The 15,251-nt window shown below is 60.4% G+C and carries 13 protein-coding genes; 9 read left to right on the top strand and 4 right to left on the bottom strand.

Features of this window, described 5'->3' with window-relative positions:
- The first annotated feature begins 10 nt into the window (after positions 1 to 10).
- Positions 11 to 1,339 carry a M23 family metallopeptidase gene (locus B5F12_RS01240; RefSeq protein ID WP_143482296.1) on the top strand — a complete coding sequence of 443 codons (1,329 nt, stop codon included), beginning with the start codon at positions 11 to 13 and terminating at the stop codon, positions 1,337 to 1,339.
- Positions 1,340 to 1,444: 105 nt separating this feature from the next.
- A complete protein-coding gene (locus B5F12_RS01235; protein WP_087229041.1) occupies positions 1,445 to 2,596 on the top strand; it encodes a S41 family peptidase in 1,152 nt (383 codons plus the stop codon).
- 40 nt (positions 2,597 to 2,636) lie between these two features.
- Here B5F12_RS01235 and B5F12_RS01230 read toward each other — a convergent pair whose 3' ends face one another.
- Entirely contained in the window at positions 2,637 to 3,485 is an 849-nt protein-coding gene (locus tag B5F12_RS01230) for a DegV family protein (protein WP_087229038.1), read from the bottom strand.
- Positions 3,486 to 3,596: 111 nt separating this feature from the next.
- On the opposite strand from B5F12_RS01230, the gene B5F12_RS01225 reads away from it, so the two are divergent.
- The 4 genes from B5F12_RS01225 (at position 3,597) to B5F12_RS01210 (ending at position 8,924) form a co-directional block, all read left to right on the top strand.
- Positions 3,597 to 4,313 (top strand): hypothetical protein, encoded by a 717-nt coding sequence (locus B5F12_RS01225; protein ID WP_143482295.1) that lies wholly within the window; start codon positions 3,597 to 3,599, stop codon positions 4,311 to 4,313.
- Between the two features lie 256 nt (positions 4,314 to 4,569).
- Entirely contained in the window at positions 4,570 to 5,232 is a 663-nt protein-coding gene (epsC, locus tag B5F12_RS01220; protein ID WP_087229210.1) for a serine O-acetyltransferase EpsC, read from the top strand.
- A gap of 3 nt (positions 5,233 to 5,235) precedes the next feature.
- The gene (cysS, locus tag B5F12_RS01215) at positions 5,236 to 6,684 is read left to right on the top strand and encodes a cysteine--tRNA ligase (RefSeq protein ID WP_087229032.1); all 1,449 of its coding nucleotides are present in this window, start codon (positions 5,236 to 5,238) and stop codon (positions 6,682 to 6,684) included.
- A gap of 20 nt (positions 6,685 to 6,704) precedes the next feature.
- Positions 6,705 to 8,924 carry an ATP-dependent RecD-like DNA helicase gene (locus B5F12_RS01210; protein WP_087229029.1) on the top strand — a complete coding sequence of 740 codons (2,220 nt, stop codon included), beginning with the start codon at positions 6,705 to 6,707 and terminating at the stop codon, positions 8,922 to 8,924.
- Between the two features lie 43 nt (positions 8,925 to 8,967).
- Here B5F12_RS01210 and B5F12_RS01205 read toward each other — a convergent pair whose 3' ends face one another.
- Genes B5F12_RS01205 through B5F12_RS01195 form a run of 3 tightly spaced genes read right to left on the bottom strand, consistent with a single transcriptional unit; the run spans position 8,968 to position 10,665 of the window.
- Entirely contained in the window at positions 8,968 to 9,753 is a 786-nt protein-coding gene (locus B5F12_RS01205; RefSeq protein WP_158096718.1) for a DUF4097 family beta strand repeat-containing protein, read from the bottom strand.
- Positions 9,753 to 10,352: a DUF1700 domain-containing protein gene (locus B5F12_RS01200; RefSeq protein ID WP_158096717.1), complete on the bottom strand. Its 600-nt coding sequence runs from the start codon at positions 10,350 to 10,352 to the stop codon at positions 9,753 to 9,755. Before B5F12_RS01200 ends, B5F12_RS01205 begins: the two co-directional genes overlap by 1 nt.
- The gene (locus tag B5F12_RS01195; protein WP_087229020.1) at positions 10,345 to 10,665 is read right to left on the bottom strand and encodes a PadR family transcriptional regulator; all 321 of its coding nucleotides are present in this window, start codon (positions 10,663 to 10,665) and stop codon (positions 10,345 to 10,347) included. The genes B5F12_RS01200 and B5F12_RS01195 overlap by 8 nt, the downstream gene beginning before the upstream one ends.
- 240 nt (positions 10,666 to 10,905) lie before the next feature.
- Between B5F12_RS01195 and B5F12_RS01190 the strand changes: the two genes are divergently transcribed.
- From B5F12_RS01190 to B5F12_RS01180, 3 genes are all read left to right on the top strand, one after another.
- Positions 10,906 to 12,123 carry an AsnC family transcriptional regulator gene (locus tag B5F12_RS01190; protein WP_087229018.1) on the top strand — a complete coding sequence of 406 codons (1,218 nt, stop codon included), beginning with the start codon at positions 10,906 to 10,908 and terminating at the stop codon, positions 12,121 to 12,123.
- Between the two features lies 1 nt (position 12,124).
- A complete protein-coding gene (locus tag B5F12_RS01185) occupies positions 12,125 to 13,537 on the top strand; it encodes a CoA-binding protein (protein WP_087229015.1) in 1,413 nt (470 codons plus the stop codon).
- 303 nt (positions 13,538 to 13,840) lie between these two features.
- A complete protein-coding gene (locus tag B5F12_RS01180) occupies positions 13,841 to 15,160 on the top strand; it encodes a uracil-xanthine permease family protein (protein ID WP_087229207.1) in 1,320 nt (439 codons plus the stop codon).
- The last annotated feature ends 91 nt before the right edge of the window (positions 15,161 to 15,251 follow it).

Genomic DNA, 15,251 nt, shown 5'->3' with positions numbered 1-15,251 from the left:
GAGTGTCATGATGAAAAAAACAGGAATCCGAGTCATGGTGTTGCTTCTGGCTGTGGTCATGCTGTTGTCCGTGCTCATGCCCGCCATGACCACGTTGGCTGGCGCAGCTGTGACACAGCAAGACATTGACAACTACAAGAGCAGCCTCCAAGATGTCCAGGGACAGCGGTCTGAGCTGCAAAAGAAGCTGGATGCCCTTCAGGACGACAAGGAGGCCACGCAAGAGAAGCTGGCTCTGCTCCAGGAGCAAATCCTCCTCACCGAGCAGCAGATCGGCGAGAGCCAGAAGCTGCTGGACAGCTATGACCAGCAGATCGAGGACAAAAAGGCCGAGATCACCGAGCTGGAGGAGCAGGAGGACCAGCAGTACGACGAGTTCTACACCCAGACCCGCTGGATGGAAGAGAACGGCGGCGCCTCCTTTATCTCTATCATTTTCCAGGCCTCCAGCTTTTCGGAGTTGCTGGACTACATGATGCTGGTCACCGACATCATGAACTACAACGATAAGATCATCACCCAGCTGGAGCAGACCCAGGCAGATCTGGCCCAGGCCCGGGATGATCTGCAGAGCGCCCGGGATGAGCAGGCAGCTGCCCAGAGCCAGCTGGAGACCGCCAAGGCTGATTTGAACAGCCAGAAGAAAGAGGCGGACGAGTACTATCAGCAGCTGCTGGAGGATGAGAAGAGCTACGACAGCGAGGAAGCTCAACTGGAGGCTGAACAGAAGCAGATCGAGGCAGATTTGGCTGAGGCTGAGGAGAAGTATAAGAAGCAGCTGGAAGAGGCCAAGAAGCCCAAGCCCACCCCCACGCCCGCTCCTCCCAGCAATGGTGGCAACACTGGTGGCGGTAGCAGTACTGGTGGTGGAGGTAACTCCGGTGGCGGCAGCAGCAACCCCGTGGTGGACCCCTCCGGTAACTGGTATTGGCCTTTGCCTGGCTACTATTACATCTCCTCTGTGTTCGGCGGTCGTTATCATCCCATCACTGGTGTGTGGGAGACTCACACCGGCACTGATGTTCCCGCTCCCGGCGGCACCCCCATCCAGTGTGCCAAGGACGGCGTGGTGACCACTGTGGTGCCTGAGAGTGCCGGCAGCAGTTACGGTAACTACTGCATTGTGTACCATGGAAATGGCTATGCCACTCTGTACGCTCATATGCAGAGCACACCTAGCGTCAGTGTGGGTGAGTCTGTGTCCGCCGGTCAGGTGATTGGTTACGTGGGCACCACTGGCAGCTCCACCGGTAACCACCTGCACTTTGAGCTGCGTATCAACGGCCAGCGCGCCAGCGCCCTGGATCTCTATCCCAACCTGAGCTTCAGTGGGCTGTAAAGTATGATTTCTCTGAGGGGGTGCAGACTGGTTCTGCACCCCCTGGTTCTTTTTTGAAATGTGGGGGTATGGTCCCGCATAAGCATAGGCCAAGGAGGTTATCACATGGAGGAACAGCAAAAAAAGCGCCGCCGGTTTCCCGGTTGGGCGAAGATCGTCATAGCGGTGGTACTGACTCTGGTGTTGACACTGGGAGCCGTGGCAGGCGCCGCTGTGGTGGTGTTTGGTAAAGATGGCATCGCCCTGATGCAGGGGTATCTGCTGGCCAAGTTCTCCTTTGTGGAGACGGATGCAGACCTGTCCAAGGCGGTGGACAGTGCTCTGAACGGCATGGTGGAAGGACTGGGAGACCGTTGGTCCTACTACCTGGACCCGGAGAGCTACCAGAACACCTTGCAGAGCCGGGCTAACAACTATGTGGGCATCGGTGTCACCGTCAGCTATGACCGGGAGGATGGCTTGCTGGTGCAGGAGGTCACCGAGGAGGGCCCCGCTCAGCAGGCCGGGGTCAAGGCTGGGGATGTCATCACCCATGTGGATGGCACGTCAGTGGCTGGAGATGCCCGCTATGAGGCCACGGATAGGATTGCGGGGGAAGAGGGCACCCAGGTGGAGCTGACCCTGTTGGGAGAGGACGGGACCACCCGCACGGTGACCTGTACCCGCCAGACCCTGAAAAGCGACTCGGTGAGCAGCAAGCTGCTGGATAACGGCGTGGGTTATGTGCGCCTGGACAACTTCTACTCCGGGGCGGCCTCTTCCCTGAGTCGAGAGGTGCAGAGCCTCATGGACCAGGGGGCCACCAGCCTGGTGCTGGATGTGCGCAGCAATCCCGGTGGCTATGTGGCCGAGCTCATCGCCGCTCTGGACTACCTGCTCCCGGAAGGCCCCGTCTTTACCGAGCGGCCCCGGTGGGGCAAGGAGACGGTGTATGAGTCCGACGCCTCCTGTGTGGACCTGCCCATGGTGGTGATGGTGGATGCCAACAGCTACTCTGCCGCCGAGCTGTTTGCCGCCCAGCTGCGGGAGAGCGTCCAGGCCCCCATTGTGGGCGAGGTGACCTCCGGCAAGGGCTACGCCCAGCTCACCTTCCCCCTGGTCAACGGGGGCGGCTTGGGCCTGTCTGTGTCCGCCTACTGCACCGGCGGCGGTCACTCCCTCATTGGGGAGGGCATTCAGCCGGATGTGGAGCTGTCTCTGGACGACAGCGGCACCGACAACCAGTTGCAAGCTGCCATTGACTTGTTGCTGAAATAAAAAAGGACCATCCACGGATTTGTCCGTGGATGGTCCTTTTTTATGCGTATTCGTTGCGCAGGAAGATGATGCCCAGGGTGTTGGGGCCACAGTGGCTGGAGATGGTGCATCCGGCGGTGGCCTCGTAGATGTCCTGGAAGCCGTAGCCCACCAGGGCGGCCCGGACCGACTCCACCACCCCCTGGTCACACCGGGTATGTACCAGGAAGATGCGGTCCCGATTGATGCCCGTGGGGTCGGACACCCGTTCTTTCACGTAGTCCAGCAGCACCTTGTCCCAGTTGCCCCGGTACTTCTTGGCCACGCCCATTTTGCCGTCCGAGACCTGGATGCAGGGCTTGAGCTTGAGCAAGTTGGCGCCCAGCGCCGCCACGGCGGAGCAGCGGCCACCCTTGGCCAGGTAGTCCAGCTTGTCCACCACGAAGGTGGTGTCCACCCGAGCGGTGAGGCGCTCCAGATAGGGCAGAATGTCCTCCACCTTTTCTCCCCGGGCGGCGGCCAGAGCGGCCTCCAGTACCACAAAGCCGTGGCCACAGGAGAGGTTGCGGGAGTCCACCACAAACACGTTGTCAAACTCCCCGGCGGCAAGAACCGCATTCTGGTGGCAGGAAGAGAAGTCCTGGCTGATGTTGATGTGGATGACCGCGTCATACTGGGCGGACAGAGGGGCGAAGATCTCGGTGTAATCGGCGATGTTGATGGCGGCTGTGGTGGGCAGGTTGCCTCCGGCGGCCACGTGGTCGAAAATCTGCTCGGGGACGATGTCCACGCCGTCCCGGTGCACCACCCCGTCCAGATTCACATAGAGGGGCACAATGGTGATCTGGTATTTCTCCAACAGGGCCTGGGGCAGATCGCAGGTGCTGTCAGCGGTGATTTTGATAGACATAGAGAGTCCTCCATCGTCATAAGTATGGTTCTTGGAATACCCCTGTATTCTATCATCAATCCGGGGTGAAATCAATGGTGCAGTTCCGGGTTTTGGAAGTAGGTGGCGGATGTGGCAGCGGTGGGTCGGCTGATCTGGAGGGAAGAGAAGGGGCGGGGGAGCAGTGACCTGCACTATTATGGGACGCTGCCTGTGCTGACCGTGACGGTGTGCGCCTCACCCTCCATGGGTATGTGGCGGAAACGGCGGCGGATGCGGCGGGCAGTGCGTGCCCTGAACCAGGCGGGGGTGCGCCAGGTGATCTGGCCCCAGAACTGCCCCTGGAGCCTCCAGGAGGCGGGCTTTGTCGGAATTGAGGTGGAGGCCCTGTACCAGGCCCAGGCGGACCAGTTGGCTCTGGGGGCGTTGGAAGGGTTAGGCATTCCCCCAGGAGAGGGGCGGATAGCTCTGGTGGGACAGCGGCTTACCATCCCCTTGCAGCGCACCGCCCAGCGGCTGTGCCCACAGGTCAAGGGGCTGCTCATCCAGGTGCCAGGGGCAGGGGAGGACTACGCCCGGTGGCTCCACGGCCAGTACGGCCTCCCGGTGGCCCCAGCTGCGGCGGGGGCGGAGGTGACGGTGGCCTTTTCCCCCGGCGGCCCCCGGTGGGGACGGTGCCTGGAGGTGTACGGGGATTGCCGCCTGGACGGCCTGCGCCTCACCGCCCCGGGGCTGGACCTGCCGGAGGAGATGGAAGAGCCGCTGTTGTCCGTGCTGTGGGAGCGTGGGGAAATCCGGGGGGAGGATTTGGCGGTTACGAGCCTTGACACCCCAAAGGGGCCGTGGTAATATACTGAGGTAAGTAAATATCGCTGGGAACGCATTTGAGTAGCGTGTGTGAAATCCGTCAGAGAGGCTCTGTCAGCGGCTGAAAGCAGGGCTCGGGGGAAGCGTGCGTGAAGTGCAAGCGGGAGCGAGGGGGATGCAGATGCCCTCCGGCTGGGCCACGTCACGGCCTTTGAGTGACAAACGAGAGTGGAACCGCGAGACCATCGCCTCTCATACCCTGGTGGTATGAGAGGCGTTTTTGCTGTATGGCAACGGCATGAGAGGAGGAATCGTCTTGACCCGATTGGGAGAAACGTTACGTGCGTACCAAGCCAGAGACCCGGCGGCCCGGAGCCGTCTGGAGATCTTTTTGCTCTATCCCGGCGTCCACGCGGTGCTCTATCACCGTCTGGCCCATTTCCTCTATGTGCACCACCTGAAATTCCTGGCCCGGTTGGTGTCCCAGTGGAGCCGGTTCTGGACGGGGATCGAAATCCACCCCGGGGCCAAGCTGGGCCGCCGCCTGGTCATTGACCACGGCATGGGAATCGTCATCGGCGAGACTGCTGAGGTGGGAGACGACTGCCTGATCTACCACGGGGTCACTCTGGGCGGTACCGGCAAGGACTGCGGCAAGCGCCACCCCACCATTGGCAACAATGTGATGATCTCCTGCGGGGCAAAAGTGTTGGGCCCCTTCCGCGTGGGAGACGGCTCCCGCATTGCCGCCAATGCCGTGGTCCTCACCGAGATTCCCGACCACGCCACCGCCGTGGGTGTCCCTGCCCAGGTGGTGCGGGTCCGCGGGGAAAAGGTCAACTATACCGATACGGTGGACCAGACCAGCGTGAAAAACCCCACTTTGGAAAAGTTGGGAACCCTGGCGGCTCGGGTTGAGCTGCTGGAAAAACAGGTAAACCAGATGAAAAAGGAGAAGTAAACCATGTATCTATACAATTCCGCCACCCGTAAGAAGGACGAATTTCAGACCCACACCCCTGGCCGTGTGGAGATGTACACCTGCGGCCCCACCGTGTACCACTTTGCCCACATCGGCAACCTGCGCTCCTATATCATGGAGGACGTGCTGGAGAAGTACCTGCGCTGGGAGGGGTACGATGTGAACCGGGTGATGAACATCACCGACGTGGGACACCTGGCCTCCGATGCGGACACCGGCGAGGACAAGATGCTCAAGGGCGCCAAGCGGGAGCACAAGACCGTCATGGAGATCGCCCAGTTTTACACCGACGCCTTCTTTGACGACTGCCGCAAGTTGAACATCAAAACCCCCGACGTGGTGCAGCCCGCCACCGGCCTCATTGACGAGTTCATCCACATGGTGGAGACCCTCATGGAGAAGGGATACGCCTACTTTGCCGGCGGCAACGTGTACTTCGACACCTCCAAGCTGGACCACTACTATGTGTTCAACGACCACGATGAGGAGGACCTGGCCGTGGGCGTCCGCGAGGGCGTGGAAGAGGACGTGAACAAGCGCAACAAAAACGACTTTGTGCTCTGGTTTACCAAGTCCAAGTTTGAGGACCAGGCCCTGAAATGGGATTCTCCCTGGGGCGTGGGCTATCCCGGCTGGCACATCGAGTGCTCCGGCATCTCCGCCAAGTTCAACGGCGAGTACCTGGACCTGCACTGCGGCGGCGTGGACAACGCCTTCCCCCACCACACCAATGAGATCGCCCAGTCCGAGGCCTACTTCGGCCACCCCTGGTGCAAGCAGTGGTTCCACGTGGCCCACCTGAACACCAACTCCGGCAAGATGTCCAAGAGCAAGGGCGAGTTCCTCACCGTTTCCCTGCTGGAGGAGAAGGGCTATGACCCCCTGGCCTATCGCTTCTTCTGCCTCCAGAGCCACTACCGCAAGGGCCTGGTGTTCACCTGGGAGAACCTGGACAACGCCGCCACTGCCTACCAGAAGCTGGTGAAGAAGATTGCCGCCCTCAAGCCTGAGGACGGCGAGGTGGACCAGGCCGTGGTAGAGGAGTACCGCACCAAGTTTAAGACTCAGGTGGGCAACGACCTGAACACCTCCATGGCCGTCACCTGCCTCTACGACGCCTTGAAGGCCAAGACCAATGACGCCACCCGTCTGGCCATTTTGAATGACTTTGACCAGGTGCTCTCCCTGTCTCTGCTGGACAAGGCCGCTGAGCTGCGCAAGAGCCAGCAGGCCCAGGCCCAGAAGGCCGCCTCTGGGGAGTTCACCATCCACGGCGAGGGAGACCCCGCCATTGACGCGCTGGTGAAGGCCCGTGCCGAGGCCAAGAAGGCCAAGAACTTTGCCGAGGCCGACCGCATCCGGGACGAGCTGAAGGCCCAGGGCATTGAGGTTACCGACATGCCCAACGGGGCCAGCTGGAGACGAATTTGAAACAAGAGGAGGGGCGGGGCGTGAGCCAGACCCAACAAGAATCTCACAACCACCTGGAGGGCACCGTCACCGCCATCCTCTTCCGCAACGAGGAGAACGGCTACACGGTGCTGCGCCTGGACACCCCCAACCGGGGTGAGGTGACGGTGGTGGGCTGCATGCCCGGCGTGGCCCCGGGGGAGACCCTGGAGCTGGAAGGCAGCTGGGGGCGCCATGCCAGCTACGGGGAGCAGTTCAAGGCCGAGGCTATCTATCGGCGGATGCCGGTGGGGGAGAAGGCCATCTATGAATACCTGGCTTCCGGGGCGGTGAAGGGCATCCGCATGGGGCTGGCCCGTCAGATTGTGGATAAGTTCGGGGCCCAGGCCCTGGAGATCATTGAGAATGCCCCGGAGGAGTTGGCCCAAATCCGAGGGGTGAGCCTCAAGCGGGCCCGCACCATCAGCGAGGGCTTCCGGGCCCAGATGGGCATGCGGAACTTGGCGGAGTTTCTCACCCAGCACCAGCTGCCCCTGGCCGCCGCCATGCCCCTCTACCAGCGGTTCGGGGACCTGGCGGTGGAAATGGTGCAGAATAACCCCTACCTTCTGGCCGACCGTGGCCTGGACATCCCCTTCTCCAAGGTGGACCAGCTGGCCATTGAGCTGGGCGTGGCGGGGGACGACCCCCAGCGGGTGGAGACCGCCCTCCTCTTTGAGCTGGAGCACAACGCCGACAACGGCCACGTGTTCCTCCCCCAGGACAAGCTGCTGGCCGCCACAGGCGCCCTCATCGGCGTGGAGGGGGAGTGCCTGGACACCGGGCTGGAAGCCCTCATCCAGCGGGGCGAGGTGGTGCGGGAGAGCATCGCCGGGGTCACCGCCTGCTACCTGGCGGGGCTGTACGGGGCGGAGTGCTATGTGGCCATGCGCCTGAGCGAGATGTGCACCATGGAGCTCACTCCGCCTCACAACCTGGACCAGCTGCTGGAGAACATCCAGCGCCGCCAGGGCATCACCTACGCCCAGCAGCAGCGGGACGCCGTGGAGCTGGCGGCAAGCCGCCAGGTGATGCTCCTCACCGGCGGTCCAGGTACCGGCAAGACCACCTCTCTGCGTGGGGTGCTGGCCCTCTTTGACCACCTGGGGCTGGAGACCGCTCTGGCCGCTCCGACGGGACGAGCCGCCAAGCGCATGAGCGAGACCTGTGGACAGGATGCCTACACCATCCACCGGCTGCTGGAGACCAAGATGGACCCCTACACCGGACAGCTGGCCTTTACCAAGAACCAGGATGACCCCCTGGGGGTGGATGCCGTCATTGTGGACGAGACCTCCATGGTGGACATGTCCTTGATGTCCGCCCTGCTAGCCGCCATGCGGGGGGACTGCCGTCTTGTACTGGTGGGTGACCCGGACCAGCTGCCCTCGGTGGGTCCGGGCAACGTGCTGGACCACCTGCTGCGCAGCCATGTGGTGCCGGGGGTGGCTCTCACCGAGATTTTTCGCCAGGCCCAAGAGAGCGCCATTGTCATGAACGCCCACGGAGTCAACCAGGGGGTCATGCCAGACCTGACCAACCACAGCAAGGACTTCTTCTGCATGAAGCGGGGGGACGCGGTGCGCACGGTGGACACCATTGTGGAGCTGTGCCAGCGGCGGCTGCCTCAGAACATGGGGATTCCCCCCAGTCAGATTCAGGTACTGTCCCCCACACGCCGCCGGGAGGCGGGCACCGCCGCCCTCAACCGAGCCCTCCAGCAGGCCCTGAACCCGGCTCAGGAGGGGAAGGGGGAGCGGGCCTTCGGTCCCTATATTTTCCGGGAGGGGGACCGGGTGATGCAGGTGAAGAACAACTACGACCTCTTTTGGGAGAACCCGGAGACGGGGGAGAAGGACCTGGGGGTATTCAACGGGGACATCGGGGAGATTTTGCAGGTGGACGCCGGGGGCGTCACCGTGTCCTTTGATGGCCGCCTGGTGGCCTATCCCCCCGAGCTGCTGGGCGAGCTGGAGCCCGCCTATGCAGTCACGGTACATAAATCCCAGGGCAGTGAGTACCGGGCGGTGATTCTGGCCCTCCAGGACGTGCCGTCCACGCTGTTGGCCCGTGGGGTGCTGTACACCGCCATCACCCGGGCCAAGGAGCTGTTCATTCTGGTGGGCAGCCCGGAGCTATTGGAAAAGATGGTGAAAAACGACCGCCAGACCCGGCGGTATTCCGCTCTGCGCACCCGACTGATACAAGGCGTACAAGAATAAGAAGGGAAGGCCCCACGGCAAACGCCGTGGGGCCTTCATTTGGTTATTGGATAGTGCAGGTGACATTTCCGCTGACGGTGGAGATTTCGCACAGATCTCCAGTGGTGCCCTGAGGGGTACGCACATCACCGCTGACGGTTTGAACTGAGAAGGTCTTGGAAGAGGTCAGCGCGGCGGACACGTTTCCGCTGATGGTCTCAATGTGGATGGCTTGGGCATCGCAGTCGGTGAGGGTTACGTTTCCACTGGTGGATTGCAGGCGAAGAGCTTGGGGCTGAGTCCCGGTGAGTTCCAGCTCGCCGCTTACCGTGTCCACACATACCTCCTCCGTCACCTGTGCAGCCAGGTATACCGACCCGCTGGTGGTATACACCTGGAGGTTATCGAAGGAAAAGTTGTCTGGCACAGAGACCGTGCCGCTGAGGGAGTCCACAGACAGACGATCATATTGGTCCTGAGGCAGATAGATGGTCAGCTCCACAGGGCCCATGTAGATACCCACGTGATGGTACCAGGCACCTGCTTCATTCTGGGACACGGTGAGGACGCCCTGCTTGACCTCTACAGCATAGTGAGAGGTCCGGCTCTCGGGACACTCCACTCGGCAGGTGCCATCCTGGGAGGGGAGAAGCTGTACGTCACAGTCGGTGACATCCACCTGGATGGCGGAAAAGGATTCTTGGATCGGATAGGTGGCGGTGTGGTAGTCCAGGGTGTTCAGCCGGGATAGGTCAAATTTCATCACAATCAAGGCGCTCAGGGCCAGAACAAAGCCCACAATGATGAGGGCACACGAGGTGAGAATGGCAATTTTTTTAGATCGTCTCATCATGCAGCCTCCTTTTGCACAAAGCGGAATTTGAGGGCCAGCAGGGCCTTTTTACTCAGGCGCAGAATCCAGACGGAAATCTGGTTGAAGACAAAAAACAGAAGCACAGCCAGGCCCAGACACGCCAGACCGGCACCCAGCAGGAAGACTCTGGCGGCCAACTCCCCGGAGGGGGCCAGCAGCAGAGAACCCACCAGACCGGCTACCCCGCCCAGCGCGGCGGTGAGGTCTACGGCGTACAGAGTGATGATGCAGGCCCAGAGAACCGCATATCCCGCCAGAAGGACCAGCACAGCGGCGCAGGCCAGAGGAAGCCACACGGGGGACCCCAGCACCAGCAGAATAATTTCCCATGCCTTCATGGGGCGTTTGGGCTTGACTTTTTCGTGGACCAGTCGGGGCAGCGGGGTTTCTGAGAGAATCTGAGCTACGAGGTCCCGGACCGGACCCAGAGCGGCTACCGCTTCTTCTTCAGACATACCGTCCTCCATGCGGTCCTCTACCATCTCCCGGTAGAACTCCACCCAGTGCTGAATATCCCCTCGTGGTAATCCTTTCAGACCTGCCTGGAGGGCAGCGAGAAATTCTTGTTTATTCATGGCTTTCATCCTCTCTTGTGACGAACTGATAGATGGATACAATCTCGTTCCACTCTGCCTTGAAGTCCTCCAGACGCTGGAGCCCCTGGGGCGTGATATGGTAGTACTTGCGCAGTCTGCCGTTGTGCTCGGCCTTTCGTACCGTCAGCAGCTGGGCCCCTTCTAAACGTCGTAAAATGGGGTACAGGGTGGACTCGGAGATCTCCACATAGGGCTTCATGTCTTTGATGATCTGATAGCCGTAGGAATCCTCGTTTTTGATGGCCGCCAGCACACACACGTCCAGCAGTCCTCGCTTTAACTGAATATCCATGGAATACCTCCCTTCACGTAATACTATGCCATGTATAGTATTACGTGTCAAGGGGTATTTAGAAATTGTGCACTATACCGGGAATGATACTTGAATATTAAAAATGATTGTGCTAAACTTACAAGAGAAGACAGGCAGAACATGACTCTCTCATCCTCGCAGCCCCACACAGAAGATGACCCAGCCATGGGCTGGTTGCCGTAGAAAACAGGTCAAAATTTCAACACGAGGAGGATCGGTATGTCAAACAATCACTACACCCTTGGTTCCGACCAGCATCAGGCGTGGATGCGTGAGTATTGGTATGCGCCCAGAGGCATTGGGTTTACAGAACCGGGGATTGTCAGCACAGACAGCGCAGAGTTTAGTGCCTACAACGTGGCCAAGTCCTTCTATCAGAACTATCCCGAGGTGTTCAATTTGAAGTACATCTCGGACAAAGTTGGAATTCCGGCTGCGGAAGTGGGGGAGAGAATCAAGCGGATGTATGACCAGCACGCCATCATGTTCGTGTACAATCCGGCGGTGGCGGTGTATGGCTGGGGCTTGTACTACTGGGTGGTGAAGCTCAAGGATGGCACCGACCCGGCGGTGAAGGCCAAGCTATCCGAGTGGTTCCAGAACAAGGACGACATCTGCACCGGATACGAGACCAACGGCGACTTCGACTACTTCAACGGAAACCACATGCGGGTGCTGGATAACCTGCTCAGCGACGTCATTGGGCCCTGGCGGGATATGCCGGAGGTGGAGTACGTCCACCTGTGCCCCATCCGCCGGGACGTGCGGGAGTCCAACGTGAACATGTGGGACGCCCATGGGGACGGCTACCGCAAGTTCATCTGGGGCCAGGAGCAGGTGGATAAACTGCTGGAGGTCCAGGATGTCCTGGACAAGACAGACTTTGCCATCATCGACGCCATCAACAACACCGCTTCCGTGGGAGATATGTTCGACTATGACGTGCTGGAGCGGCTCAGCGGCCTGGACGGGGCCCAGATGAAGGCGGACTTTGTGGAGATCTGCGACAAGCGCCGCATCGCCGTGCCTATGATCTACATCAACCACATGCGCCTGGGCCTGTCCATGAAGATGTACCTGGTGCGCATGTTCCAGAATGTGCCCAGCTACCGGAAGGCTCAGCTGGTGGACGAGCTCAGCGACATGCCCGAGTTCAACAACATCTGGGAGTTCTCCGACTCCTTCTATGACGTGATGCTCAGCTCCTTCAACCAGCTCACCGACCCCGAGGCCCTGCGGGCCAAGCTGGAGAGCTATGGAGAAATTGAGGAGGTGAAGGTGGCGGACTCGCCCCGGCAGTTCCGCCGCTGGGTGGCCCGCTTGGACGACCAGAACGGCTATTGGGAGGAGTGCGTCTTCACCGACGACTTTCTCCAGGACCGCACCGCTCAGAGCTGCGTCAAGTGCCAGTTTTCCAATCATGAGGAGGTGAAATGACATGAAGGTAGAGCGCGCCAGAGAATATGTCATTGAGAACCTGCAATATGCCCTGAATCCCCGGTCCATCGCCGTGGTGGGCGCCAGCCGGTACCCCACCAAGGTGGGCTATAAGGTCATTGAGGAGCTGCGCCGCTGGGGCTACAAGGGAGAGCTGTACCCCGTCAACCCCAGAAGCAACGTGGTGCAGGGCCTGCCTGCCTACCCCACCGTCAAAGACATTCCCTATGATGTGGATTTGGTATTTGTGGCCGTACCCGCCCACATTGTCAAATCCGTGCTGGAGGACTGCGTGGCCAAAAAGGTGAAGATCGTGGTCATCGCTACCAGCGCCTTTAAGGAGATCGGCCGAGGCGAGCTGCAAAATCAGCTCACCCAGTACTGCCGGGACAACCAGCTGCCCCTCATCGGCCCCAACTTGGTGGGCATGGGCAGCCCCTACCTGAACTTCAACTGCGGCTTCATTCCCTATCTGCCCATCAAGGGCCCTGTGGCCATGATCTCCCAGTCGGGGGCCAATCTGCTGGCCGCTTTGGGCACCTCTCAAAAGGACCACTTCGGCATGAGCTTCTTTGTGGGCCTGGGCAACAAGGCGGACGTGGACTTCTGCGAGTTCGTGGCCTATGCCGGGCGGGACCCCAACACCAAGTGTCTGGCCATCTACATCGAGGGCCTGGACAGCCCCGAGGCCTTTGTGGATGCCTGCCAGCATGTGGATAAGCCCATTGTCACCATCAAGGTGGGCGGCTCCAAGATCGGCGAGAAGGCGGCCTTTGCCCACACCGCCAGCGAGAACGCCGGGACCACCGACGCTTTCTATGACGAGATCTTTGAGCGGGCGGGGGCCATCCGGGCCACCACCTGGCAGGAGTTCCTGGACGTGTCCCTGGCCCTGGGCATGCAGCCCACCCCCAAGGGAGACCACATCGTGATGATTACCAACGGCGGCGGCTCCGGTTTGCTCAGCTGCGACCACTTCGAGCGCTGCGGCCTGCCCCTCCATGAGCTGTCTGAGATCTCCCCGGGTCTGGCCGGACGCATCCGAGCCTATATGCCCATGTTTGGCTCACCTCTGAATCCTGTGGACATTTCGGGCACCGCCTCCCCCATCCAGTACAAGGGCGCCTTTACCCAGGCCATCCGGGACCCCAACGTGCACGGCATTCTGGGCTCCATCTGTCCCACTGCCGTCACCGATGTGCCTGCGGTCACGGATGTGGTCATTCAGATCCACGAGACCTACAAGCACTTGGGCAAGCCTTTTATCATGGAGTGTCAAGGCGGCGAGGAGTGCCAAGAGGCCATCATGAAGCTGCGGGACCACGGCATCCCCGCCTATCCCACGGCAGAGCAGGCAGTCAACGCCATGATTGCGCTGTATAAATACGGCCAAATCAAGAAAAACAAGGCATAATCCCAAGGGTATGGGGCGGGAAGATTCCCGCCCCACACCGGGTGGATGGAAATTATTTTGTATTGCCATTTGACCTCCAATCTGATATGATACAAAGTCGAGACAGAAGGGAGGGAATGGACATGCTGGCACAGATGAAGGCGAATCAGTGTTTGGTGTGGCCGTTCCATCGTCCTATATGAGACAATTACCTTGTTCGGGTGATTGTCTTTTTTTCTGTGAGAACATGAGAGAAAAGGAGAGAATAACGTGAACAACCATCAAGCGCCCATTCAGGACGCCCGTGTCCTGGGCTGGCCCAAGATGCTGATTTTGGGCTTGCAGCACATGTTCGCCATGTTCGGGGCCACCGTGCTGGTGCCCATGCTGGTGAGCAACTCCTATGGCCTGCCCCTGTCCATCCAGACCACTCTGTTTTTTGCCGGTATCGGCACCCTGTTTTTCCACCTGTGTACCAAGCTGAAGGTGCCCGCCTTCCTGGGCTCCTCCTTCGCCTTCCTGGGCGGTTTCCAGGCGGTGAGTGAGCTGACCGCTGGCAAGTACGCCGACATGGCCGCCGCCGAAAAGCTCCAGTACGCCCTGGGCGGTATTGTGGTGGCCGGCCTGCTGTATGTGGTTCTGGCCGGTATCATCAAGCTGGTGGGTGTGCAGAAGGTCATGCGCTTCCTGCCCCCCGTGGTCACCGGCCCCATCATCATCCTCATCGGCCTGAACCTGGCCCCTTCCGCCGTGTCCAACGCCTCCACCTGCTGGTGGCTGGCCATTGTGGCCATGGCCATCATCGTGGTGGCCAACATCTGGGGCAAGGGCATGATCAAGATCATCCCCATCCTCCTGGGTGTGGTGGGCTCCTATATCGTGGCCGTGATCGCCAACTCCTTTGGCGCCACCGCCGTGGATGCCGCTGGCAACGTGGTGCCCCTCATCGACTATTCCGGTGTGGTTGGCGCCAACCTGGTGGGTCTCCAGCCCTTTGTCATCGCCAAGTTTGACCTGACTTCCATCTTTGTCATGGCCCCCATCGCCATTGCTGCCATGATGGAGCACATCGGCGATATGTCCGCCATCTCCGCCACCGTGGGCAAGAACTTCCTGTCCGACCCCGGCCTGCACCGCACCCTCATCGGTGACGGTATCGCCACCTCTCTGTCCGGCCTGTTTGGCGGCCCCGCCAACACCACCTACGGTGAGAACACCGGCGTGCTGGTGCTCTCCCGGGTCCACGACCCCCGTGTGGTGCGCCTGGCTGCCATCTATGCCGTGGTGCTGTCCTTCAGCCCCGCCTTTGCCGCTGTGGTCAACTCCATCCCCACCGCCATCATCGGCGGCGTGTCCTTCATCCTCTACGGTATGATCTCCGCCATCGGCGTGCGTAACGTGGTGGAGAACCGAGTGGACTTCACCAACTCCCGCAACCTCATCATCGCCGCCGTCATTCTGGTGTGCGGTCTGGGCTTCACCAATGGTGTCACCTTCGCCATCGGTGAGGTGCACATCACCCTCACCAACCTGGCGCTGGCCGCCATTGCGGGTATCGCCCTCAACGCCATTCTCCCCGGCAAGGACTACACCTTCGGTGCCGACGTCACCGAGGGCCGCGCTGGCGACTTTGGCCGTTACTAAGCAGCGTTCCAATCAATCACCCGCGGCGTCCGGCTCACCTGGCCGGACGCCGCTGTATTTTGCAGCAAAAATTTTTCGGGGAAGTGTTGTA

Source organism: Pseudoflavonifractor sp. An176, assembly GCF_002160435.1.
Lineage (GTDB): Bacteria > Bacillota > Clostridia > Oscillospirales > Oscillospiraceae > Enterenecus > Enterenecus faecium.
Note: the sequence above shows the minus strand (reverse complement) of the source record. Positions and strands in the feature narration are given on the sequence as shown.

Coding starts and splice junctions, on each gene's coding strand:
- B5F12_RS01240 (WP_143482296.1), top strand. CDS start 11: ATGAAAAAAACAGGAATCCGAGTCATGGTGTTGCTTCTGGCTGTGGTC.
- B5F12_RS01235 (WP_087229041.1), top strand. CDS start 1,445: ATGGAGGAACAGCAAAAAAAGCGCCGCCGGTTTCCCGGTTGGGCGAAG.
- B5F12_RS01230 (WP_087229038.1), bottom strand. CDS start 3,485: ATGTCTATCAAAATCACCGCTGACAGCACCTGCGATCTGCCCCAGGCC.
- epsC (WP_087229210.1), top strand. CDS start 4,570: ATGAGAGGAGGAATCGTCTTGACCCGATTGGGAGAAACGTTACGTGCG.
- cysS (WP_087229032.1), top strand. CDS start 5,236: ATGTATCTATACAATTCCGCCACCCGTAAGAAGGACGAATTTCAGACC.
- B5F12_RS01205 (WP_158096718.1), bottom strand. CDS start 9,753: ATGAGACGATCTAAAAAAATTGCCATTCTCACCTCGTGTGCCCTCATC.
- B5F12_RS01200 (WP_158096717.1), bottom strand. CDS start 10,352: ATGAATAAACAAGAATTTCTCGCTGCCCTCCAGGCAGGTCTGAAAGGA.
- B5F12_RS01195 (WP_087229020.1), bottom strand. CDS start 10,665: ATGGATATTCAGTTAAAGCGAGGACTGCTGGACGTGTGTGTGCTGGCG.
- B5F12_RS01190 (WP_087229018.1), top strand. CDS start 10,906: ATGTCAAACAATCACTACACCCTTGGTTCCGACCAGCATCAGGCGTGG.
- B5F12_RS01185 (WP_087229015.1), top strand. CDS start 12,125: ATGAAGGTAGAGCGCGCCAGAGAATATGTCATTGAGAACCTGCAATAT.
- B5F12_RS01180 (WP_087229207.1), top strand. CDS start 13,841: ATGCTGATTTTGGGCTTGCAGCACATGTTCGCCATGTTCGGGGCCACC.